At 29.9% G+C, this 22437-nt stretch carries 22 protein-coding genes; 10 read left to right on the top strand and 12 right to left on the bottom strand.

All coding sequences use genetic code 11. The annotated features are described in order from the left end of the window. Positions 1-11: 11 nt before the first annotated feature. Complete coding sequence (gene dxs, locus BTO07_RS13045) at positions 12-1802, bottom strand: 1-deoxy-D-xylulose-5-phosphate synthase (RefSeq protein WP_087521649.1); 1791 nt, start codon at positions 1800-1802, stop codon at positions 12-14. A gap of 56 nt (positions 1803-1858) precedes the next feature. Here dxs and BTO07_RS13050 point away from each other — a divergent pair, with 56 nt between their 5' ends. Further along, entirely contained in the window at positions 1859-2308 is a 450-nt protein-coding gene (locus BTO07_RS13050; RefSeq protein ID WP_087521650.1) for a nucleoside deaminase, read from the top strand. Here the strand turns inward: BTO07_RS13050 and BTO07_RS13055 are convergent. The 9 genes from BTO07_RS13055 to BTO07_RS13095 all read right to left on the bottom strand — a co-directional run bounded on the left by BTO07_RS13055 (position 2305) and on the right by BTO07_RS13095 (position 9908). Then, positions 2305-2511 (bottom strand): helix-turn-helix domain-containing protein, encoded by a 207-nt coding sequence (locus tag BTO07_RS13055; protein ID WP_087521651.1) that lies wholly within the window; start codon positions 2509-2511, stop codon positions 2305-2307. The genes BTO07_RS13050 and BTO07_RS13055 overlap by 4 nt on opposite strands. 1 nt (position 2512) lies before the next feature. Continuing rightward, positions 2513-3055, bottom strand: a complete 543-nt coding sequence (locus tag BTO07_RS13060; RefSeq protein WP_087521652.1) for a DUF2975 domain-containing protein — start codon at positions 3053-3055, stop codon at positions 2513-2515. A 43-nt stretch (positions 3056-3098) separates the two neighbouring features. Continuing rightward, positions 3099-4310 carry a retropepsin-like aspartic protease gene (locus BTO07_RS13065; protein ID WP_087521653.1) on the bottom strand — a complete coding sequence of 404 codons (1212 nt, stop codon included), beginning with the start codon at positions 4308-4310 and terminating at the stop codon, positions 3099-3101. Between the two features lie 151 nt (positions 4311-4461). Beyond that, positions 4462-5163 carry a Bax inhibitor-1/YccA family protein gene (locus tag BTO07_RS13070; RefSeq protein ID WP_087521654.1) on the bottom strand — a complete coding sequence of 234 codons (702 nt, stop codon included), beginning with the start codon at positions 5161-5163 and terminating at the stop codon, positions 4462-4464. 62 nt (positions 5164-5225) lie between these two features. After that, positions 5226-5660, bottom strand: coding sequence for a LexA family protein (locus BTO07_RS13075; protein WP_087521655.1), 435 nt, complete (start codon positions 5658-5660; stop codon positions 5226-5228). A gap of 249 nt (positions 5661-5909) precedes the next feature. Beyond that, positions 5910-6635: an OB-fold nucleic acid binding domain-containing protein gene (locus BTO07_RS13080; RefSeq protein ID WP_157663351.1), complete on the bottom strand. Its 726-nt coding sequence runs from the start codon at positions 6633-6635 to the stop codon at positions 5910-5912. A gap of 51 nt (positions 6636-6686) precedes the next feature. Continuing rightward, a complete protein-coding gene (locus BTO07_RS13085; RefSeq protein ID WP_087521657.1) occupies positions 6687-7064 on the bottom strand; it encodes a DUF2007 domain-containing protein in 378 nt (125 codons plus the stop codon). A gap of 11 nt (positions 7065-7075) precedes the next feature. Beyond that, on the bottom strand, positions 7076-8332 hold the full coding sequence (locus tag BTO07_RS13090) for a Y-family DNA polymerase (protein ID WP_087521658.1): 1257 nt from the start codon (positions 8330-8332) through the stop codon (positions 7076-7078). A gap of 67 nt (positions 8333-8399) precedes the next feature. Then, a complete protein-coding gene (locus tag BTO07_RS13095) occupies positions 8400-9908 on the bottom strand; it encodes an aminotransferase-like domain-containing protein (protein ID WP_087521659.1) in 1509 nt (502 codons plus the stop codon). Between the two features lie 68 nt (positions 9909-9976). On the opposite strand from BTO07_RS13095, the gene BTO07_RS13100 reads away from it, so the two are divergent. The 3 genes from BTO07_RS13100 to BTO07_RS13110 all read left to right on the top strand — a co-directional run bounded on the left by BTO07_RS13100 (position 9977) and on the right by BTO07_RS13110 (position 14349). Further along, complete coding sequence (locus BTO07_RS13100) at positions 9977-11794, top strand: TonB-dependent receptor plug domain-containing protein (protein ID WP_087521660.1); 1818 nt, start codon at positions 9977-9979, stop codon at positions 11792-11794. A 319-nt stretch (positions 11795-12113) separates the two neighbouring features. After that, entirely contained in the window at positions 12114-12683 is a 570-nt protein-coding gene (locus BTO07_RS13105; protein WP_232457034.1) for a hypothetical protein, read from the top strand. Positions 12684-12705: 22 nt separating this feature from the next. Then, positions 12706-14349, top strand: a complete 1644-nt coding sequence (locus BTO07_RS13110) for a flotillin family protein (RefSeq protein ID WP_087522647.1) — start codon at positions 12706-12708, stop codon at positions 14347-14349. A 767-nt stretch (positions 14350-15116) separates the two neighbouring features. On the opposite strand, the gene rseP is transcribed toward BTO07_RS13110, so the two are convergent. Further along, positions 15117-16463 carry an RIP metalloprotease RseP gene (rseP, locus tag BTO07_RS13115; protein WP_087521662.1) on the bottom strand — a complete coding sequence of 449 codons (1347 nt, stop codon included), beginning with the start codon at positions 16461-16463 and terminating at the stop codon, positions 15117-15119. Between the two features lie 172 nt (positions 16464-16635). Here rseP and BTO07_RS13120 point away from each other — a divergent pair, with 172 nt between their 5' ends. The 5 genes from BTO07_RS13120 to BTO07_RS13140 all read left to right on the top strand — a co-directional run bounded on the left by BTO07_RS13120 (position 16636) and on the right by BTO07_RS13140 (position 20526). Beyond that, on the top strand, positions 16636-17316 hold the full coding sequence (locus BTO07_RS13120; RefSeq protein ID WP_087521663.1) for an SCO family protein: 681 nt from the start codon (positions 16636-16638) through the stop codon (positions 17314-17316). Positions 17317-17367: 51 nt separating this feature from the next. Next, complete coding sequence (locus tag BTO07_RS13125) at positions 17368-17592, top strand: FeoA family protein (RefSeq protein WP_036825361.1); 225 nt, start codon at positions 17368-17370, stop codon at positions 17590-17592. Between the two features lie 6 nt (positions 17593-17598). Beyond that, positions 17599-19710 (top strand): ferrous iron transport protein B, encoded by a 2112-nt coding sequence (gene feoB / locus BTO07_RS13130; protein ID WP_087521664.1) that lies wholly within the window; start codon positions 17599-17601, stop codon positions 19708-19710. Further along, on the top strand, positions 19710-19823 hold the full coding sequence (locus BTO07_RS13135; RefSeq protein ID WP_087521665.1) for a FeoB-associated Cys-rich membrane protein: 114 nt from the start codon (positions 19710-19712) through the stop codon (positions 19821-19823). Before feoB ends, BTO07_RS13135 begins: the two co-directional genes overlap by 1 nt. A gap of 136 nt (positions 19824-19959) precedes the next feature. Then, positions 19960-20526 carry a DUF2911 domain-containing protein gene (locus tag BTO07_RS13140; RefSeq protein ID WP_087521666.1) on the top strand — a complete coding sequence of 189 codons (567 nt, stop codon included), beginning with the start codon at positions 19960-19962 and terminating at the stop codon, positions 20524-20526. Here the strand turns inward: BTO07_RS13140 and BTO07_RS13145 are convergent, their stop codons facing one another. Further along, positions 20527-20895, bottom strand: a complete 369-nt coding sequence (locus BTO07_RS13145; RefSeq protein WP_087521667.1) for an SPOR domain-containing protein — start codon at positions 20893-20895, stop codon at positions 20527-20529. Positions 20896-21089: 194 nt separating this feature from the next. Between BTO07_RS13145 and BTO07_RS13150 the strand changes: the two genes are divergently transcribed. Further along, on the top strand, positions 21090-22388 hold the full coding sequence (locus BTO07_RS13150) for a cytochrome c3 family protein (protein ID WP_087521668.1): 1299 nt from the start codon (positions 21090-21092) through the stop codon (positions 22386-22388). The last annotated feature ends 49 nt before the right edge of the window (positions 22389-22437 follow it).

Genomic DNA, 22437 nt, shown 5'->3' on the forward strand with positions numbered 1-22437 from the left:
AGCGTCTTTTTTTATGATAATAATTGAAAGTTTTTAGCTAGACTATCTGAGTCTAAACCAATTTCGTTTTGTAATCTTAAAACACTTCCGTGTTCGATAAATTCATCAGGAATTCCGAGATTCTTTATTTTATGTTGATAATTGTTGTTAGAAGCAAATTCTAAAATAGCACTTCCAAAACCACCTTTTATAGTGCCATCTTCAACTGTAATAATTGTTTTATAGGTTGAAAAAATAGTATGTAATAAATTTTCATCCAAAGGTTTTACAAAACGCATATCGTAATGAGAAAATAAAGAGCTTGAGTTGAGGTTATCGAAGTCTTTATCTATTAACTTAAATGCTTCAGAAACATTTTTAGCAATTGTTCCAACAGATAGAATTGCTGTTTTACTTCCTTTTTTTAATTGAATTCCTTTTCCTATTTTTATTTTTTCAAAAGGTTTTTGCCAATCAATAATAGTTCCTGTTCCTCTTGGATAACGAATTGCAATCGGATTTTTTAATACTAATTGAGAAGTGTATATAATATTACGCAATTCAATTTCATTTCTTGGCGCAAAAATAATTAGATTAGGAATGCAACGTAAATATGCCAAGTCAAAAACACCATGATGTGTTGCTCCATCTTCACCAACCAAACCTGCTCTGTCTAAACAAAAAACAACAGGTAAGTTTTGCAATGCTACATCATGAATTACTTGGTCGTAAGCACGTTGTAAAAACGTAGAATAAATATTACAAAATGGTATTAAACCTTGTGTCGCCATTCCTGCAGCTAAAGTTACAGCATGTTGTTCTGCAATACCAACATCAAAAGTTCTTTTTGGGTATTTCTCCATCATAAACTTTAGTGAACTTCCTGTTAACATTGCTGGTGTAATACCAACAATTTTATCATTCTGAGCAGCTAATTCTACAATTGTTTTTCCAAAAACATCTTGATATTTGGTATATAAACTTTCTTCCTTTTTTATTCTTTCTCCAGAAATTTTATCAAATTTCCCTGGAGCATGATAGGTAACTTGGTCTTCTTCTGCTTGCTGTAAACCTTTTCCTTTTGTGGTAATTACATGTAAAAATTTAGGCCCTTTTACAGATTTTAATCTTTCTAATTCTGATAAAACTTTTGGTAAATCATGTCCATCAATAGGACCTGAATAATCAAAATTCAACGCTTTTATAATATTATTTTGTACTGCTAATCTTTTATCGGTTTTTACCTTTGTTAAATACTCTTTTAAAGCACCAACTGAAGGATCGATTCCAATAGCATTATCGTTTAAAATGATGAGTAAATTCGCATTTGAAACCCCTGCATGATTCAAGGCTTCAAAAGCCATTCCGCTAGCAATAGAAGCATCACCAATTACAGCAATATGTTGTTTTTCTATTTCTCCTTTTAGGTTAGAAGCAATTGCCATTCCTAATGCTGCAGAAATAGAAGTTGATGAATGCCCAACTCCAAAAGCATCAAATTCGCTTTCTTTTATTGACGGAAAACCTGCAATTCCACCAAATTGTCTATTGGTATGAAAATTATCTTTTCTTCCCGTTAAAATTTTATGTCCGTATGCTTGATGGCCAACATCCCAAACCAATAAATCATTAGGAGTGTCAAATAAATAATGAATAGCAATTGTAATTTCTACAACACCTAAACTAGCACCTAAATGACCTTCTTTTGTAGATACAATATCAATAATAAATGCCCTCAATTCTTTTGCGACTTGAGTTAATTGTTCTGGATTTAATTTTCTTAAATCAGACGGATTTGATATGTTTTCTAATAAGTTCTTCATTCAAACACAAAAATACAACATCAAATTTTGTAATATTGATTTTTATATTCAAAAAAATGATACAACCTTTCGACGATACTTATTTTATGAAAAGAGCTTTACAGGAAGCAGAAACTGCTTTTGATAAAGGCGAAGTTCCTGTTGGAGCTGTTATTGTTTTTAAAGATCAAATTATTGCAAGAGCACATAATTTAACAGAAACATTGACAGATGTAACTGCGCATGCAGAAATGCAAGCTTTTACTGCTGCTGCAGATTTTTTAGGCGGAAAGTATTTAAAAGAGTGTGTTTTGTATGTTACTTTAGAGCCTTGCCAAATGTGCGCTGGTGCAAGTTATTGGGCTCAAATTGGTAAGATTGTTTATGGAGCTTCAGAACCAGAAAGAGGTTTTAAAAACTTAAATACTACGTTACATCCAAAGACAAAAGTAGTAGCAGGAATTTTAGAAAACGAATGTTCGCAGCTTTTAAAGCGTTTTTTTGTTGAAAAAAGAAACTTGAATTAATCTTCTATATATTCTAAAATATCTGCAGGTTGACACTCTAATGCTTTGCAAATTGCTTCTAAAGTAGAAAAACGAACTGCTTTTGCTTTACCCGATTTTAAAATGGATAAGTTTGCAGTTGTAATACCAATTATTTCTGCCAATTCTTTACTCCGCATTTTGCGTTTGGCAAGCATTACGTCTAAGTTTACTATGATTGCCATATTATATTGTTAAATCGTTTTCTTCCTGTAGTTTTTGCCCTTTCTTAAAAATATCGATATATGTATAAATTATAAGTGCTATACAAGAGTGAATAAAAAGATAAAAATATTCTTCTTCGAAACTAACTTTTTCATTTTCTATCCAACCCATAATTATAATACCAGTATTTAAAATGATTGGAATAAAATTTAGTCTAAAGAATATTTTAAGTTTATTTAAAGATTTTGTTGTAAACAGCTCGTCTTCTATAAAAATCTTAAAAAATTCTTTTAACACATAAAAGTATATTGAATAAAACAATAGCCAAAGCCACATAAAAATAATCGTATACGAAAACTGGTATTTAATAACTCCTTTTATAAATGGAATACTAATTTGGGCATTAAAACCATTTACGTCATTCTCTAAAACATCTACAAAAGGAGCGTCAAAAAACCGATACTGTTCAATTAATGATAAAATTGAAAATAAAAATACAAACAAAAAGAAAGTACTAAATATGTAAAAGAAAGACTTTGCACAGATGTAAATAATTTTTTTCATAAAGTTTTATTTTTTCTAAATTTATTAAATAAATTTAAGAGCGTTACAGTAATTTTGCTTTTTCTATAATGAATTCAAGTTCTTGACCATTTCTTAATACCTTTATTTTTATCGTATTCGTTTCTACATCGTTGAAAAGACCATTTTGTACAATTTTACACCATTGTTCTTGCGTTACGTGTGAATAATTTATTTTATTTATACTTAGAATTTGATCTCTGTATTTTAAAAATTTTGAGGCATCAATATCATCATATATATAGTCAACAAAGAGTTTGTTTTTCTCAAATGTAGGGTTAAAACCAAAAGCGACTCCTTCATTTTTTTCTCTTTTACTTTGTTTAATTAGTTTTAAACTTTTTGTTTTCCAGTTAAAAATAACTCTATAATTTTTAAGAAATTCTAATCCTATATTATTGTCTAGATCCTTTACGATAACAATAGCATCGTTTATATCATAATCTCCTATTTTAAAACTCTCAATTCTAGCCAAATGTGATTTTCTTAATTTTGCACTTTTTCCAAAAGCTCCAAAACCAGAACCACCAGAACCTCTAATAGATTTGCTAATTTTTTTTGATTCTTTTTGTTCGTTAAAAACTTTATAGCTCAAATGAGAATCACCAGAATTCCCTAAATCTATTACATTATTTAATACCTTTTCTCCATTTACTTTTGTAATAATTGATACTTGATAGGCATCACCTACAAATATTTTTGATTCAGAATGATCCGTTGGTATATTTAAAGTTTCTTCGTTATCAGTAATGGTTATCATTTTGTTTTGAAAATCAAAATCCCAAACTGCATGTCTCATTAGGTTAGAACCTATTAGTCCATCAACTTCTAAACAAGCTAGATCTCCTTTTTTAAGATCTAATATAGAACCTATAGTTCCTTTAAAATTTATTCCACCAACCTCAATATCATCTAATTTTACATATGCTAAATTCGCTGACTTATCATTAATATCAGCTATATCAGATGAACCAGCAGTAATAAGATTTAATTTATCTGCTAATTCATTAGAAATAATATTAGTGGCCCCTGTATCTAAAATGAAATCATAAACTTCCCCTTTAATTGTTACTTTTAAAAGAATATGTCCTGTTTTAGTATATTCAAACGGAAATGTTACTTTGTAGTTTTTTTGAGTAACTTCTCCCACTTTAAGGATCTTTCTTACTTTTGCTCCTGCACAACTACTTAACATTATAGATAAGACTACTAAATACAATACGTTTTTAAACTTCATGGTTTTTTTCTTTAAATATTTTCACAAATGTATATATAAATTATCGAAAAACAATAATAAAATATTTAAAAATGATAATTATTTTAATTTTAAGCAAAAAAAATCAGCACTAAAAAGTACTGATTTCTTTAAATTTATATAAAATTAAATCTTAATCTCTAGACATAAATATTCGTAAAACATACCAAAAAAGTAACATTAATGATGCGAATAAACCTAAAGAAGCAGGGATGTAATCTTCTGTTCCGTATTTATTTACCAAGTTAGAAGTTTGATATAAAATAGAACCTCCAGCCAATACACACATTCCTACAGAAAACCATAAACCTAGATCGAAACCAAATAAAGAACCTGCAACAATTAATCCCATTGCAATAAAAAAGCCAACAGTTAAACCTGCTTTTATAAATGAAAAATCTTTTTTAGTAACAAAAACAACTGCAGATATACCAGCAAATAATGCCAAAGTAACTACTGCCGCTTGTTGCACCAATTCTGAACTATCTGTATAGTAAATTGCGATGTATAAAAGCGGAACAAAAATAAGTGCTTGTGCAAAAATATAAAGCGCATACGCCAAATATTGTGTGTTTTTATCGGATGTTTTTAAAATGGTACTTTCTGCATAATTTGTAACTAGCATAAAACCACCCAACATTATTAACCAACGCCAACCTTGTGTCATAGACATCATAAAGTCTACAATCATACTGCTTTGAAGTAATAAATATTCAAAAAGCACAAATACTAAAACACCACCAGCAACGTGTGCGTATGTTTTTTTGTAAAATTCTACACGAACTTGATCTGTAGATTCAATTAATAATACTTTGTTTTGAAACGTATTTTCCATATTTTAAATTTTTAAATAAAGGTATTCTTTTTGTAGAAAAGAATAAAAGGTAAGGTAGAAATTTATACTTTTTTTATGACGCTAGTTACAATTCCCCAAATCATAAAGTCGTTATCTTCAGTAATTTTTATAATCGGATAATTAGGGTTTTCTGGTTGTAACCAAACTTCATTTTTTTCTACTCGTAAACGCTTTACAGTAAATTCACCATCTAAAAAACAGACTGCAATTTTATTGTTTGCAGGTTCTAAACTTCTATCAATAACTAATAAATCATTGTCGTCTAAACCAGCATCAATCATAGATTGACCTTTTACTTTTGCAAAAAAAGTAGCGTCTTTATTCTGAATAAGCTCATCATCTAAAGAAATTCTGGTTTCTCTAAAATCATCTGCAGGTGATGGAAATCCGGCAGAAATGCCAACATCTACAAATACAGCTCCATTTCCAGTGGAAGCTTTTGGTGTAAAAAAAGTAAGTGTTTTAGATGTTTCCATTTGAATGTAAATTACAGCTCTTCTTTAAATTTATTTTTGATTATCCCTAAGTATCATAAACCCATAAATTGTTGTTTTACGGCGTCTACTTTGTAACGTTACAAAAAACAAATATTTATTTTTATTCTGCGTAAATCTGCTGAATCTGCGGGACAATTTCCTTTTATATTTATTTTCCCGCTGATTTTGCAAATAGTCGCTGATTTTTATCAGCATGATAAAAATCGGATATATAGAATTTATTCGATTTTATTGTAAAATAACGGCTTTTTCAACAAGTACGTCATAAGAGTAACCTGCTCCAAAGTCTTTATTTAAAACAACAGTTCCTTTTATGGTAACAACGCTACCAACTCTAAACCTATCATTACTTGTAACTGTAATATCGAATTGGCCGTTTCCTTTTGTACCATCTTGTAAATGCATAAAATTAACACCCATAATTCCGTTATTAACCTTTACAACTTTTGCTTTGATAATAACTTGTTTGTTTTGATATGCTTCAGGGTTTTCAAAAAGTTCTGCAATTCGTATTCCGTTAGCAGCTTTATCAACGTTAACTACTTTTGAATTCCCTTTATTAATAATTTTCTTTGTAGCAGTCTTAACTGCATCCTTATTATCTCTAACACCTTGAGCAAAAACAATGTTTTCAAAAGTTCGTTTTAGACTTTTACTTTCAAATTTCCCCATTTCCATTCCTTGGTCATAATAGTAAGTAGCTCCTATTTCTATCGGTCTACCTGGTATTGCCATCCAATATTCTTTATTATTTTCAGAAACTTTAAGATAAATATATCCTCCGGCTGCTATTTTTTCTAGTACAACAACTTCATGTGCATTTGAAGATGCTATGCTTTCTACAGAAACTTTTTCTTCTGTAGGCTTTGCTTTTTCAGTGTCCTTACAACCTGTTAAAAGCCCTATTGTAATTAAAAAAAGTAGTGTAAAATATTTCATTATTATTGTTTTCATTTGACTGCAAATTATAACTTTTCTTTAAATCTTTTAGATATTATTTTACAATTAAAAGATAGTCTTACAATCATTACAGATGTGTCTTGTCTTCTCAAAAAAAGGAAATAACATATAAAACACATTTTTTCTTTGAATAGGAGCAATTAACACGCTGCTAGAATTACATTTAGGACAAAAAATATCATTCCCGTTTTTATCTTTTTGATAGGTTCTAATTTCATTATAAATTTTAAGAGCTTTCTCAAAATCATTTTGATGAACTAATAGTTTTACGCCACCAATTGCATTACTAATTAAAGGATCTGAATCTATTGTTTTTTCATCCATCAACATCGTTTTAAAACCTTCTGAGTCTAATCTCGATTTTGTAACATGTGCTTCTGTTGAATATTCAAAAACAGCTAAAATTTTATAATTATCATTCATAAAAAGAAGGTTTATTTTACAGTTATAATCTCATTAATATTTGTCGTGAATTTAGAAGATAATCTTTCTTGACGCATTTTCCAAGTTCGATTTAAATCTTGATTTCCTAATTTGATTTTATCAGATTTAAACTTTTTATTCAACTTGTCAATAGCAGACATTAAAGGTTTGTGTTTTGGGTTTTCGCTTGAAAATAAATTCAGTTGAAAATTATCATTAGGTACTAAACCAGTAACAATTACGCCTGCTCTTTTATATTTTATGCCACTTTTAAAAATAGATTTTACAGCAGCTACAGCAGCATTAGCAATCGTTAAAGTAGAATCTGTTGGATAAGAAAAAACAACCGTTGTACTTTCTCTATGTTGTTGCATTTCTTTTTTATGACGATCACTAGAAAGTTGCACAATTAACATGTGACAACTCGATTCTTGATTCCGTAATTTTTCTGCACAACTTGCTGCAAACGTAGAAATACGTTCTTTAATATTATCAATATCAGAATATGTATATTCAAAACTTCTGGTTGTTGCAATCATCTTTTTTGATGAAACTTCTTCTAACGGAATTTTAGAAATTCCTTGTAAATCTTTTTGTAAACGCCATTCTACAATAGAAAACTCTTTTAAAACCAAATCACTTGGTAATTGTGTAAAATCATACGCAGTTACACAACCTTTTGCTTGTAATCGTTTTTTTAAACGACTTCCAATTCCCCAAACATTTCCAATTTTGGTCCATTTTAATGCTTTAATTCTGTTTTCTTCAGAATCAATTACACAAATTCCTTTCGATTGTTTTAGGTTAGAACGTGCAATTTTATTGGCAACTTTTGTCAATGCTTTTGTAGGTGCAATTCCTACACAAGTTGGTATGCCTGTCCATTTTAGAACTCTGCTTCTCATTTTGGTTGCATATTCAATCAAATCATAATTTTCGAAACCATCTAATTTCAAAAAAGATTCATCGATAGAATAGACTTCTACATCTGGTGAAAAGTCTGCAAGAATATTCATAACTCTAGAACTCATATCTCCATATAAAGGGTAATTAGAAGATAAAACGGTAATATTATTTGCTTTACAGAATGCATCCCATTTAAAAATTGGCGCACCAAAAGGCAGTTGTAATTTCTTAGCCTCATCGCTCATAGAAATAACACAACCATCATTATTGCTTAAAATAGCAATTGGTTTTCCTTGTAAATTCGGATTAAAAACCCGTTCACAAGAAGCATAAAAATTATTACAATCTACGAGTGCAAACATGTTATAAAAGTATCAAAAAATAGCAGGCAAAATTGCGTTGTTAATATCTTAATCGGATAAAATAAAATTAGTTTTCAAGAAGATCAACAACCTTATTATAAGCACTTTTTAATTTTTTAATCACAGTTTCTATCTCTTCTATCTCTAAATGTCCAAATCCAAAACGAATAGCACAGGTGTTTCTATCTTGATACAAAATCGTTTTTGGTAGAAATAAATTATTTTTTTCTGCTTCTTCTGCTAGTTTTACTAAAGATATATTCGATTGAAACTCTAACCAAATAGCTAACCCTCCCGAAGGAACTTTCCATTGAATAATTTCTGAAAAATATTCAGTTAGGAGTTCACATAAATAATCGCGTCTTTGTTTATAGATGATGATATTTTTTTTCATCAAACGATATATCTCACCTTCATGAATTAATTCAGACAACATTTGTTCTTGAATTAAATCACCTTGTTTGTCTAATAATTGCAGATAATTTTTTGCTTCAGAAATTAGATTTTCTGGTGCGACTACAAATCCTGTTTGAAAACTTGGAAATAAAGACCTTCCTAATTTCCCTAAATAAATGACCATTCCATTCGCATCTGCACTTGCCATTGGTAACATTGCAGAACCTTCAAACTGAAAATCGTAATCGTAATCATCTTCAATAATAGCAAATCCGTATTCTTTGGCAAGTTGTAACAACTCTAAACGACGCTCTGCGCTTAATGTAACTACAGTTGGGTAATCTCTATGAGCACAAACATAAACGCATCTGATACTTTTTTTTACAAAATGTTTTCTAATATAATCAACATCCAAACCATCTTTATCTACAGGAATTGTTTTGATACTTGCACCTGCTTGTTGAAAAATCATATTTGATGCGTAATTACTTAAATGTCCAACTAATACAATATCGTTTTGTTTCATTAATAATTGAGATACGATGTACAAACTCATTTCTGTACTACGTGTATTTATTAAATTATTTGGATTTATATGAAAACCTCGAGTTGCATTTAAATAATTACATAGTTGCGTTTGAAATAATGAATAGGAAGATTCATTGTGTCTGTTCCATTTATTTACCAACGTTTTTCGTTTCATGGCAGCGCTGTACCATCTTGTAAATTCATGAACAGGATGCAATCGTAAATCTGGTTTTCCGTCATTAATTGTATACTTAGCATCTGTTAATTGAGTAGTTGATGCTAGATTAAATGATGTTTGAAAAGGAAAACCTGTTGTTTTAGAGTAGGTGTAAGCTTGATGTACTTTTTGAGAAGTTGCTTTTATTTTTGCTGTTTGTTCCGCAGGATCTAAAACAAATGTGCCTTTATTGGGTATTATCTCCACCCAACCTTGAGAAGCTAATTCTTCATAGATAGCAACTGCTGTGTTTCTGTGAATTTTTAATAACTCACCTAAAACACGGGTTCCTGGTAACATTGCACCTTTGGTTAAATACCTGCGTTGTATCGCATTTATAATCTGCTGAGAGACTTGTATATATAAAGGTTGAGATAGACTTTTATCAAAATCTATGAGTTGTTTAAATAACGTGTTAACCGGACTATCTTTCATTTTAAAACTGGACTAGTTTAATCGTCCGGAAAGTTACGACTTTTGTAGCGTTTTAAAATCAAAATAAAATGACACGAAATAAATTTTTAATTATTGCTCTTTTAGCATTGTCTATGGCTTCTTTTTCTCAGGAAAAAAAGGAGGTTCAAGAATTAGATACAGTTTTAATAAAATCTTCTAGAATAGATTTACCTTTTAAAGCGAACTCTAGAACGATTAATGTTATTACATCTAAAGTTATAAAAAATAGTGCAGCTACAAATGTTGCCGATTTATTACAACAAGTTGCAGGTGTAGATATTAGAAGAAGAGGAACTGCAGGTAGTCAAGCAGATTTATATATTAGAGGTGGTGGTTTTGATCAAACGTTACTTTTAATTGATGGTATTAAAATGGATGATTCTCAAACAGGACATCACACATTAAATGCTGCTTTACCTATTGAGCTTATTGAAAGAATAGAAGTTATTAAAGGTCCAGCTGCTAGAGTCTTCGGTCAGAATGCATTTACTGGAGCAATAAATATTGTAACTAAAAAGAAATTAGCAAACACCGTTTCTGCAAATATTGAAGTTGGTTCTTTTGGTCAAATTAATCGCTCTATTACTGTTGGAAAAGAATATGAAAATACTTCTATTATAGCACACGTAGGTGTTTTACAGTCGAATGGTTATAGACATAATTCAGATTTTGAAAATAAAAATTATGTATTAAAAGGAACTTTCAATAAGAAAAAACAACCTATAGAAGTATTAGCTACTTTTTTCGATAAAAAATTCGGAGCAAATGGATTCTATGCAAGTGCAACTGCTACAGAACAATATGAAGAAACGCAGAGTAGTTTATTAGGTGCTTCTACTACTTTTAAAACAGAAAAGTTTAAAATTACGCCAAGAGTTTATTGGAAAAGAGGGCAAGACGACTATGTTTATATTAGAGATAACCCAAGTGTTTATAGAAACTTACATATTACAAATAAAGTAGGTGTAGAAACAAACGCGTCTTACACATCAGATTTAGGTATTACTGGTTTTGGTGTAGATATTTCTAGAGTTTTTATCAGTAGTAATAATTTAGGAAACAGAAATAGAACGATGGCAAATTTGTTTTTAGAACACCGTTTTAAATTTGCAGATGGTCAAATAGATGTTACTCCAGGAGTTGCTGTTACTTATTTTTCTGATTTTAAATTCCATGCTTTTCCAGGGTTGGATATTGGTTTTAAATTGTCTGATAATTTAAAAGCGTATGGTAACTTAGGTGCTACTTACAGAATACCTACATATACAGATTTGTATTATAATGATAGAAGTACAATTGGTAATCCGAACTTAAAACCAGAAGAAGCGTTTGCTCAAGAAATTGGATTAAAATATAATTCAGAAAGATTTACAGCTTCTGTAGCAATTTTTAATAGAGATGCAGATAATTTAATCGATTTTATTAGACCAGATGTAACATCAAAGTATGAAGCAACAAATATTGCAAAAGTAAATACACAAGGTTTTGAGTTTAATGCAGATTATCGTTTTAAATTAAATGACTTTAACCAGACTTTATCTTTTGGATATAATTTTTTAAATGATGATATTTTAGATCAGAATAAAGATTTATCTCGTTATTCTTTAAACACATTAAAACATCAGTTTATAACACGTTTTACAAGTAAATTGTTTAAAAATGTAAGACAAAATATTATTTATAAACATGCAGAAAGAACTGTCGGTACAAGTTATAATGTTTGGGATGCTTCTGTAATTGTAGATTTTAATAAATTTAGCTTTACAGCTACTGCTAATAATATTTTTGATGCAGACTATATAGAATCTGGTTTTGTACCAATGCCACCAAGTAATGTTTTATTTGGATTGCGTTATAGTTTCTAAAGAAGACGTTTATATAAAAATTAAAAAAAGCCTTGATACATTTGTATCAAGGCTTTTTGTTTTTTAAAATTATTGAAAATTTTATGTAACAAAATCAAGTTTTAAACTACTAATAATAGAAGCTCAACCACACTTTAACTCTTCAATACTTTTATTTCTAGGATAAAATGGTATTAATTGAAGTTTGAAATCATCAAAAAACAGCGCATTTAAAAGTTGATTTCAGTAAAAAAGAGTTTCTCTTTATATTGATAAAATAAGTGGTCTTATTTAGTCAAAAACCTTTATATTTAATCACTTTTAAAACGAACTTGCTATGATGGAATGGTTTCAAGAATTGTCGTCTTTTCAAAAGACGTATTGGATAATTACGGGGATTTCTACCTTTATCTTTATTATCGTATTAATCAGTACTTTTATTGGTGCAGATGCAGATGATATTGGTGATGTAGATGCAGAAATAGAAGCAGATACAGGTGCTGGTTTTCAATTTTTTACATTGAAAAATTTAGTAGCATTCTTTACTATTTTTGGTTGGAGCGGAATTTCAAGTATAGATGCAGGAAATTCAAAAACTACAACAATTATTATTTCACTTCTTTGTGGTTTGGCAATGATGTTTGTAATGGCAGCAATGTTTTATTACATCAGTAAATTAACTTCTAGTGGAACTTTAAAAATGAAAAATGCTTTAAATACTATTGGAGAAGTTTATTTAACTGTAGGAGCAAAAAGATCAAGTATCGGAAAAGTACAAGTAAAAGTGCAGGGAGCGTTAAGAGAATTAGACGCTTTAACAGATTATGATGAAGACTTAACACAAGGAAATGTCATAAAAGTGATTGAAGTAACAAACAACGGAATATTAATTATAGAACCTCAAAAATAATAAAAAAACTATGCTAAATTTAATGATATTACAAGCTAGCCAATTTGCTGGATTAATTGGAATCGGAATTGCTATTCTATTCATTTTTATATTGCTTGTTGCAATGGTAAAACGATACAAAAGGTGTCCTTCAGATAGAATTTTGGTTGTTTATGGAAAAGTTAGTGGGGGAGAATCTGCGAAGTGTATTCATGGTGGAGCCGCATTTATTTTTCCTGTAATTCAAGATTATCAGTTTTTAGATTTAACACCAATTTCTATAGAAGTGAATTTGGTAAACGCACTTTCTAAACAAAATATTCGTGTAAATGTACCTTCAAGGTTTACAATTGGAGTTTCTACAGAACCAGGAATCATGCAAAATGCAGCTGAACGTTTATTAGGTTTAGCACAAGCTGATATTCAAGAATTAGCACAAGAAATCATTTTTGGTCAATTACGTTTGGTAGTTGCATCTATGGATATCGAAGAAATAAATTCTGATAGAGATAAATTTTTAACGAATATTTCTAAATCTGTAGAATCAGAATTAAAGAAAGTTGGTTTAAAATTAATCAACGTAAATATTACAGATATTGTTGATGAATCTGGTTATATAGAAGCTTTAGGTAAGGAAGCAGCGGCACATGCAATTAACGCAGCACGTAAATCTGTAGCAGAAAAAACGAGAGATGGTTCTATTGGTGTAGCAGATGCTGTACAAGATGAAAGAATTAAAGTATCTCAGTTACAAGCAATGGCAAAAATTGGAGAAGCAAAAGCGGCTCAAAATGAAAGAACGCTAGTTGCAGCTTCAATGGCAGAAGCAAAAATTGGAGAAGCAAATGCTAATCAAAATGAGAGAGTACAAACAGCAAATGCGATTGCATTAGCAAAAATTGGAGAAGCAGAAGCGTTAAAAGCAGAAAGAATTAAAACTTCTGAAGCAGATGCACTTGCGATAACGGGAGAAAATACCGCTAAAATTTCTATTGCAGAATCAGATGCTTTAAGAAGAGAAAGAGAAGCTGAAGCAGAAAAAAGAGCAATTGCAACAGAAAAAGTACAAGCAGCAAAAGCACTAGAAGAAGCATATGCAGCAGAGCAAGAGGCAGAAAATGCACGTGCATCTAGAGATAAAGCTACAAAATATGCAGATATTGTTATTCCTGCAGAAATTGCAAAAGCGAAAGTAGAGATTGATGCAGAAGCGCAAGCAGAAAATATTAGAAGAATTGCAAAAGGTGATGCAGATGCTATTTTCTTAAAAGCAGAGGCAGAAGCAAATGGTTTGTATGAAGTTTTAACAAAGCAAGCAGCTGGTTTCGATCAAATTGTAAAAGCAGCTGGAAACAATTCTCAAAATGCAGCATTATTATTAATTGCAGATAAATTGCCAGAATTAGTTAAGATACAAGCAGAAGCAATTAAAAATATTAAGATTGATAAAGTTACTGTTTGGGAAAATGGAGGAGGAAAAGACGGAAAAACATCTACTTCTAACTTTATTTCTGGAATGTATAAAGCAGTTCCGCCTTTACAAGAAATGTTTAATATGGCAGGAATGGAATTGCCTAATTATCTAAAAGGAAAAAATATTCCTGCAGAAGAAATCTCTACCGAAGAAACTACTGAGGTTATAGCATCTACAGAGGTTACTGAGACTAAAGATAATTTACCTGCTTAAGAATAACAATACTTAGTTTTTAGATATTAGCCATCATTCAACTTTTTGAATGATGGCTTTTTTTATCAACTATTTATTTTGACAGAAATGTAGTTATTCGTTTCTTATTACTTCAAAATATATTGGTAAAAAAAATGTCTAAAAATGATTAAATGGGTATAACTACTTAGTAATAATGAGTTAGTTTTTAGTAACTTGCCGGTGTTAAACAACTAATTCCCCAATATGAAAGCGTGTCCTAAATGTAAATCTGTGTCTAGGCATAGAATGAGAAGAGGAGCGTTTGCTAGAATAGTGCCAGGGTCAAGAGCTTATGCTTGCGATAAGTGTAATACACAGTATACTTGGTTTCCTTTTATCAATCGTTCTTTAAGAGTTTAAAAAAAGCCTCACAAACGTGAGGCTTTTTTTATTCGAATTTGTCTTATTATAGTATGTTTTTAGAGGTGTTAGCATATAAAACAATTAGAAGAAATAAAATATAAATTAGTTAATTTGGAATAAGTTTATTTTAGTCGCTTTTAGTAGATTGCAGACGTAAAATAAATAGTTTTCTAATATGATATCTTGCCCAAAATGTAAATCTGAATCTAATCACAGAATGAAAAGAGGTGCGTTTGCTAAATTAATTCCAAGAACAAAAGCTTTTGCTTGCGACAAGTGTAATGTAGAATATATTTGGGTTTCTTTTATCAATCGTTCTTTCAGTATATAAAAAAGAGCCTCACAAATGTGAGGCTCTTTTTTATATTATAGTACAAGGTGTTTTACTTAAACAGCCTAAAAATATCATTTCCGTTTGCGAAAAGTAATAGTGCTATTAAAAGAATAAACCCTGTTACTTGTGCGTATTCTAAAAACTTATCTCCTGGTTTTCTACCTGTAATCATTTCCCAAAGGGTAAACACAACGTGTCCTCCATCTAAAGCAGGAATTGGTAGCAGGTTCATAAACCCTAACATAATAGATAAGAATGCTGTAATGTTCCAGAATGCTTCTGCGCTCCATTCAGAAGGGAAAATACTTCCAATAGAAATAAAACCACCCAAACCTTTATAAGCACCGGTACTCGGATTAAATATCTTCTTTAATTGTTTTATATAATCTGTAAGTGTTTTTACAGATTTGTTCCATCCTGCAGGAATTGCTTCTGCAAAAGAATACTCAATATTTGCTAAATCATAATAACCCAATTTTTCTAAATCATTATAAGAAGTTCCGCCAAAAACCACTCCAATGTTTCCGTAATTAGAGACTTTAACAGGTACTTCTTTTATTTCTTTTTCTCTTTTTAATGTGATAGAAATGTTTTGACCCTTGTATTTCGCTATTTCGCTTTTAGCTTGGTCATAGTATAAAACTGGATATCCATTAACGGCAGTTATTATGTCTTTAGGTAGGATATCTGCTTTAGCATTTAAAGAATCTTTTTGAATTTGTGCAATCACAAAAGGGTATCTAACTGCAATCACAGGACCTGCATCTTTACTTCTGTCAACTAATTGAGAGATGAAATCTTCAGGAATTTCTTTATCAATAACTAATCCGTTTCTTTCAATCTGAAAATTATTTCCATTTACAAAACCTAATGTTAACTCATTAAATTTTTTGATTTTTTCACCATCAATAGTCAAAACTTTATCACCAGTTTGTAAACCTAAATTCATTGCTAAAGAATCTTGTACCCAAACTCCATCCTTTACATTTTCGTTTGGTAAATATTTTTCTCCATACGCATACATTAACATAATGTAGATAAAAATACCTAAAACAAAGTTTACAAAAACTCCACCTAACATTATAATTAGTCGTTGCCACGCCGGTTTAGAACGGAATTCCCAAGGTTGTGGAGGTAAAGCCATTTGCTCAGTATCCATACTTTCATCGATCATTCCAGATATTTTTACATATCCTCCTAATGGAATCCATCCAATACCGTAAACAGTATCTCCAATCTTTTTCTTAAAAATTGAAAATTTATAATCAAAGAATAAGTAGAATTTTTCTACTCTTGTTTTAAATAATTTTGCAGGGATAAAGTGCCCTAATTCATGCAATACAATCAATAAAGATAAACTTAAGATAAATTGCGATACTTTTATTAATATTTCCATTCAGCGTTAAATCATAATTAAAATAGTCGCAAATGTACGTTTTTAAAGAGAGTATAAAAAGGGCTAATAGAACTTGGTTTTTATTTTAACAAAGATTTTAGAAAGTATTTGTTTTTGTTTGTTTTTCTGTGGGATTTTTAAGTCGTAAATTTGTACTTATATAAAATGTTTTATGGAGCTAAAATTCTTTAAAAAGTCTATACCTACGCTTATCTTCTTCGTAGTATTTTCTGCAGTTGCACTCACCGTTTTTTATCACCTTTTAAAAGTTGATAATCATCTTAAAATTTATAATCCTATAGATGTAAACCCTAGATTGGTTGATGAAAGTATGTTGCATGTTCAAAAAAATCACACGATCGCAGATTTTAAATTGATCAATCAAAATGGAAAAACGATTACTAATAATGATTATCAAGATAAAATTTATGTAGCAGATTTTTTCTTTACACGTTGCCAAACAATTTGTATTGCTATGGCTTATAATATGAGTGAGTTGCAAGAATATTATAAAAAGGATAATGATATTAAGTTCTTATCACATTCTGTTACTCCTGTAATGGATAGTGTTTCTGTTTTAAAAGCGTATGCTGAGAAAAAAGGTGTTATTGATGGTAAATGGAATATAACTACTGGGCCTAAAAAACACATTTACGAACTAGCTAGAAAAAGTTATTTTGCTGTTTTAGATGAAGGAAATGGAGATGAAAACGACTTTATTCATACAGAGCAATTTGTATTGGTAGACAAAGAAAGACGTATTCGTGGTTATTATGATGGTACAGAGAAAAAAGACATGAAAAAGCTTAAAGAAGATATTGTTTTGTTAAAACAAGAATATGCTTCGCAATAACTTGTTTAGAATCATTCTAAATTCTTATATTTGTATCCCAAATAAAATTCATTGAGTACTATAGCTACATTACGTAAAGGAGAAATAGGATACATTTCTGAAGAATCATTAGATTCTATTCCTCTGAAATTATTGGAAATGGGTTGTTTACCTGGTGCGGAGGTTCAATTAGTTCAAATTGCACCTTTAAAAGATCCTTTATATATATGTGTTAATGGTAGTCATTTGGCAATTAGAAAAGAAACTGCATCTAAAATTATAATCCTGAAAAGCTAATCCTAAATGGCTAAAAACGATATAAAAGTTGCTTTAATAGGAAATCCTAATACAGGGAAAACTTCACTTTTTAATCAACTTACTGGTTTAAATCAAAAAGTAGGAAATTATCCAGGAATTACTGTTGATAAAAAAGAAGGTATTAGTAAATTGTCTTCTACTCAGAATGCAATTATTACAGATTTACCAGGTACTTATAGTATAAATCCTACTTCTATAGACGAAAGTATTGTTTTAAAAACCTTATTAAAAAAGGATATTAAAGAATCTCCAGATGTTATTTTGGTGGTTGCAGATGTCGAGAACTTAAAAAGAAACTTGCTGCTTTTTTCTCAAATTAAAGATTTAGAAATTCCAACTGTATTGGCAATCAATATGGCTGATCAAATGGTTCGAAAAGGAATTACCATTGATTTGTCTTTATTAAAGAAAGAATTAAATACAGAAGTAATTTTAATAAGTGCAAGGAAAAATGAAGGAATAGATGAAGTGAAAGCTGCTATTATTCGTTGTCATGTTGCTGCAAAAGCATCGCCTTTATGTGGTATTGATCATAAAATAGATCCAGATTATTTTACAAAATTAAAAGAAATCAGTCCTAATTATTCTTTGTATCAATTATGGTTGATGGTTACGCAAGGTAATTATCCAGATTCTGTAACAAAAGAAGAAAAAGAGAAGTTACTAGCATTTAAAAAAGACACTTCTAAACTTAAGAAGTATCAACATAAAGAAACTATTTATCGTTATCAAGAAATTAATAAAATTCTTAAAAAGACGTATATTATAGATAAGAGTAAAGCTACAGATTTACGTGGTAAACTAGATAGAATTTTTACACACAAAGTATTTGGATATGTATTTTTCGTCTTTTTATTATTAGTGATTTTTCAATCAATATTTGATTGGGCAACATTGCCTATGGATTTGATTGACGGTACTTTTGCAGAAATTGCAGATTTAGCAAAAAGTAGTTTACCAACAGGCGTGCTTACTGATTTATTAATAGAAGGAATTATTCCAGGTATTGGAGGTGTTTTAATTTTTATACCACAAATTGCAATTCTGTTTTTATTTATCGCAATTTTAGAAGAGACTGGTTATATGAGTCGTGTTGTGTTTTTAATGGATAAAATTATGCGTCGTTTTGGTATGAATGGAAAAAGTGTAATTCCTTTAATTTCTGGAACAGCTTGTGCAATTCCTGCAATTATGGCAACAAGAACCATTTCTAGTTGGAAAGAGCGTTTGATTACTATTTTAGTAGTTCCTTTTACAACATGTTCTGCACGTTTACCCGTTTATGCAATTCTAATTTCTTTAATTATTCCTGATACTAAAATCTTTGGATTCTTAAATTTACAAGGTTTAGTTTTATTATCATTATATGCTTTAGGGTTTACAACAGCAATAGTAGCAGCGTATATTTTAAATAAAACATTAAAAATAAAATCGAAATCATTTTTTGTGGTAGAAATGCCAAATTATAAACTACCGTCTATCAAAAATGTATTTTTCGAAGTTGTAGAAAAAACAAAATCGTTTGTTTTGGAAGCAGGTAAAATTATTTTAGCATTGTCTGTTATTTTATGGTTTTTAGCATCAAACGGACCTGTATCTTTTGATAATGCTGAGAAAAATACGATTGAAAATGTTGCGAATCAAAACTTATCAAGCCAAGAATTACAACAAAAGATAGCATCCGTTAAGTTAGAGAATTCATATATCGGAATTTTAGGAAAAACAATAGAACCAACAATTAGACCTTTAGGTTATGATTGGAAAATAGGAATTGCTTTAATTACATCATTAGCAGCAAGAGAAGTATTTGTAGGTACTTTAGCTACAATCTATAGTGTAGAGTCAGATGATGAAAACACTTCTACTATTAAAGAGAAGATGAGGTCCGAAGTCAATCCAGACACTGGTAAGAAGAGATTCAATTTTCCTGTAGGAATGTCATTAATGGTTTTCTATGCTTTTGCAATGCAATGTATGGCAACTTTGGCTATTGTGAAACGTGAAACCAAAACTTGGAAATGGCCTTTAATTCAGTTGTTTGGTATGGGGTTACTGGCTTATTTAGCTTCATTTATTACCTATCAAATTTTAAGTTAATGCAAGAAATTATAGCATATACGTTAGTTGTTTTAGCAGTTGTTTTTTTAGTGAGGAAATATGTTTTTCCTTCTAAAAAAGGTAATGGATGCGATTCAGGTTGTGGTTGTTAATGATTTAAGTAATCTTTTCTAATCTAATCTAAAATAAAGAGTTTATAAGCTCCTTATTTCTTTAACACAAAATTAGTAACTTCACAGTGTAGGGTTTTCTATTTTTGAAATTCTACTTCATAATAAATTACTAAAGATGAAAAATACAATCTTATCAATTGCAATTTTTGCAATGACACTTATTTCAACTACAGATTCTTTTGCTCAAAAATTTTCAAGATTAGATGTCAGTCCCTTGGATGCAGCTTCTTACCCTAGTAGTTGGAAAGATCCTGATAAATTAGTAAAAGTCATTTATGGTAGGCCGCAATTAAAAGGAAGAGCAATGTCTACATTGGCAGTTGCAGATTCTACTAAAGGAGTTTGGAGAACTGGTGCTAACGAAGCTCCAGAAGTTACTTTTTTTAAAGATGTGCTCTTTGCTGGTAAAAAAGTTAAAGCAGGCACGTATACTTTGTTTACAATTCCTGCTAAAAAAGAATGGACATTAATTCTTAGCTCTGTTCGAAATGTTTGGGGTCATTATACTTATGATAAGAAAGATGACGTTCTTCGAGTTTTGGGTAAAGTATCTGAATCAGAAAAAAATATTGAAGCTTTTTCAATAACTTTTAATAAAAATAAAGAAGAAACTGTTACCATGTATTTAGGGTGGGGGAAAACGATAGTATCTGTTTCCGTTAAAGAAATAGAAGAAAAATAATTATTTTCCCATTGGAACAACTATAATTCCAGAAAATTTTTCTCTAAACTTTATTAAATCTTTATCAGCTTCTAATTTTGTCTTATAATTACCTACTTGTACCTTCCATTCAGGTGCATTATAAACTAATTTCGAAAAATTTCCAGGGAACTCAATACCAAAAAGAGCTCTAAATTTCCTCGCTTTTTGTTCATTACCATTATAAAGTTGAATTCTATATCCAAAGCCATAGGTATTATTATAGCTTCTTTTTTTAGAAATGATGCTTTTAATTTCTTTTGATTTGTTTGTTTTATTTTGAGAAAATGCACTGTAACTTGTTGTTAATAAAACAATCAAAAACAAAAGTGCTATAGATTTACTTTTCATGGTGTTCAATATTTTCTACAAAAATAACGACAAGTTCAGTAATAAATTAGTAAAACCCCTTATTTAGAATAATTATAAATTAAGTTTAACATTCCTTTAGCTTTTCAAACTTTAGGAAGAAGTAGTACTTTTGCTGAACGAAAAAAAATGACTTTTATCATTTTTTATTAGATATTTTTAAAGAAAGTTTAAATATGAAAAGTGTAAAATTGCACAATAGACTAACCACATTACTTCTAAAAAGTTTTACAGTCCTTTTGTTTTTTGCTTTTAGCTTGTCTTCTTTTTCACAAGATATAGATGAAGCTCGCCAAAAAGAAGGTAAGAAAATATACAAATCTTTATGTGCTGCTTGTCATAAGTTAGACAAGAAGCTTATTGGTCCTGCTTTAGGAGGTGTTGAGGAAAGAAGAGAGAATGATTGGTTAAAAGCTTGGATTAAAAACAATGCAGAATTAAGAGCCTCGGGCGATTCAGATGCTAATGCCATCTTTGATGAGTATAAGGGAGCTTCTATGACTGCTTTTCCACAGTTGTCAGATAAAAATATCGATGATATTTTATACTACACAACTGTTGGTGAAATTAAAAAGAAAGAAGTTGTATCAGATACTGTAGTTAAAGCTTCTTCTGATGCTCCAGGTTGGTTAATTTATGTTTTAGCAGCAGCTATTATAGTTGCCTTTTTAATGATTGCTAGTTTATTAAAACAAGTAAATGAGTTAAAAGGAAATGTTGCTCCAGGAGAAAGTTCTAATCTTAAAACAGATTTACATGAACTTTGGGTAGGTTTAAAGCAGAATACGTTCTTAAAAGTATTGTCAACAATATTTTTAGTATTAATTGGAATTTATATCTTTTTCGGAACCTTATTTAAAGTAGGTGTAGATGAAGGTTATCAGCCAATTCAACCAATTGCATTTTCACACAAGATACATGCAGGAGATAATAAGATAGATTGTCAATATTGTCATTCATCAGCAAAACATAGTAAAACATCTGGTATTCCATCTGTTAATGTTTGTATGAATTGTCATAAAAACATTTCTGAAGTTGCAGATAATACTGTTGTTGAATTAGAAGATGGAATTGTTCTTGGAAAAGAAGAATTAGATTTAGAAATTGCAAAAGTATATAAAGCTGCTGGCTGGGATGCAGATAACTTAGAGTATACAGGTAAAACACAACCAATTAAATGGGTGAGAGTCCATAATTTACCTGATTTTGTATACTTTAATCACTCACAGCACGTAACAGTTGCAGGGTTAAAATGTCAGAAATGTCATGGACCTGTAGAGGGAATGGATGAATTGTATCAACATTCTCCATTAACAATGGGTTGGTGTATCGATTGTCATAAACAAACTAAAGTGGATTTAAAAGGTAATGATTATTACAAAAAAATTCATGAAGATTTGGCAAAGAAATTCAATGTAGATCAAGTTACTATTTCACAATTAGGTGGTAAAGAATGTGGTAAGTGTCACTACTAGTTTTAAAAAATTAAAAATTAAAAGTTTAAAAAATTGGTTTACAATTTTT

The sequence above is a fragment of the Polaribacter sp. SA4-12 genome (assembly GCF_002163675.1).
Lineage (GTDB): Bacteria > Bacteroidota > Bacteroidia > Flavobacteriales > Flavobacteriaceae > Polaribacter.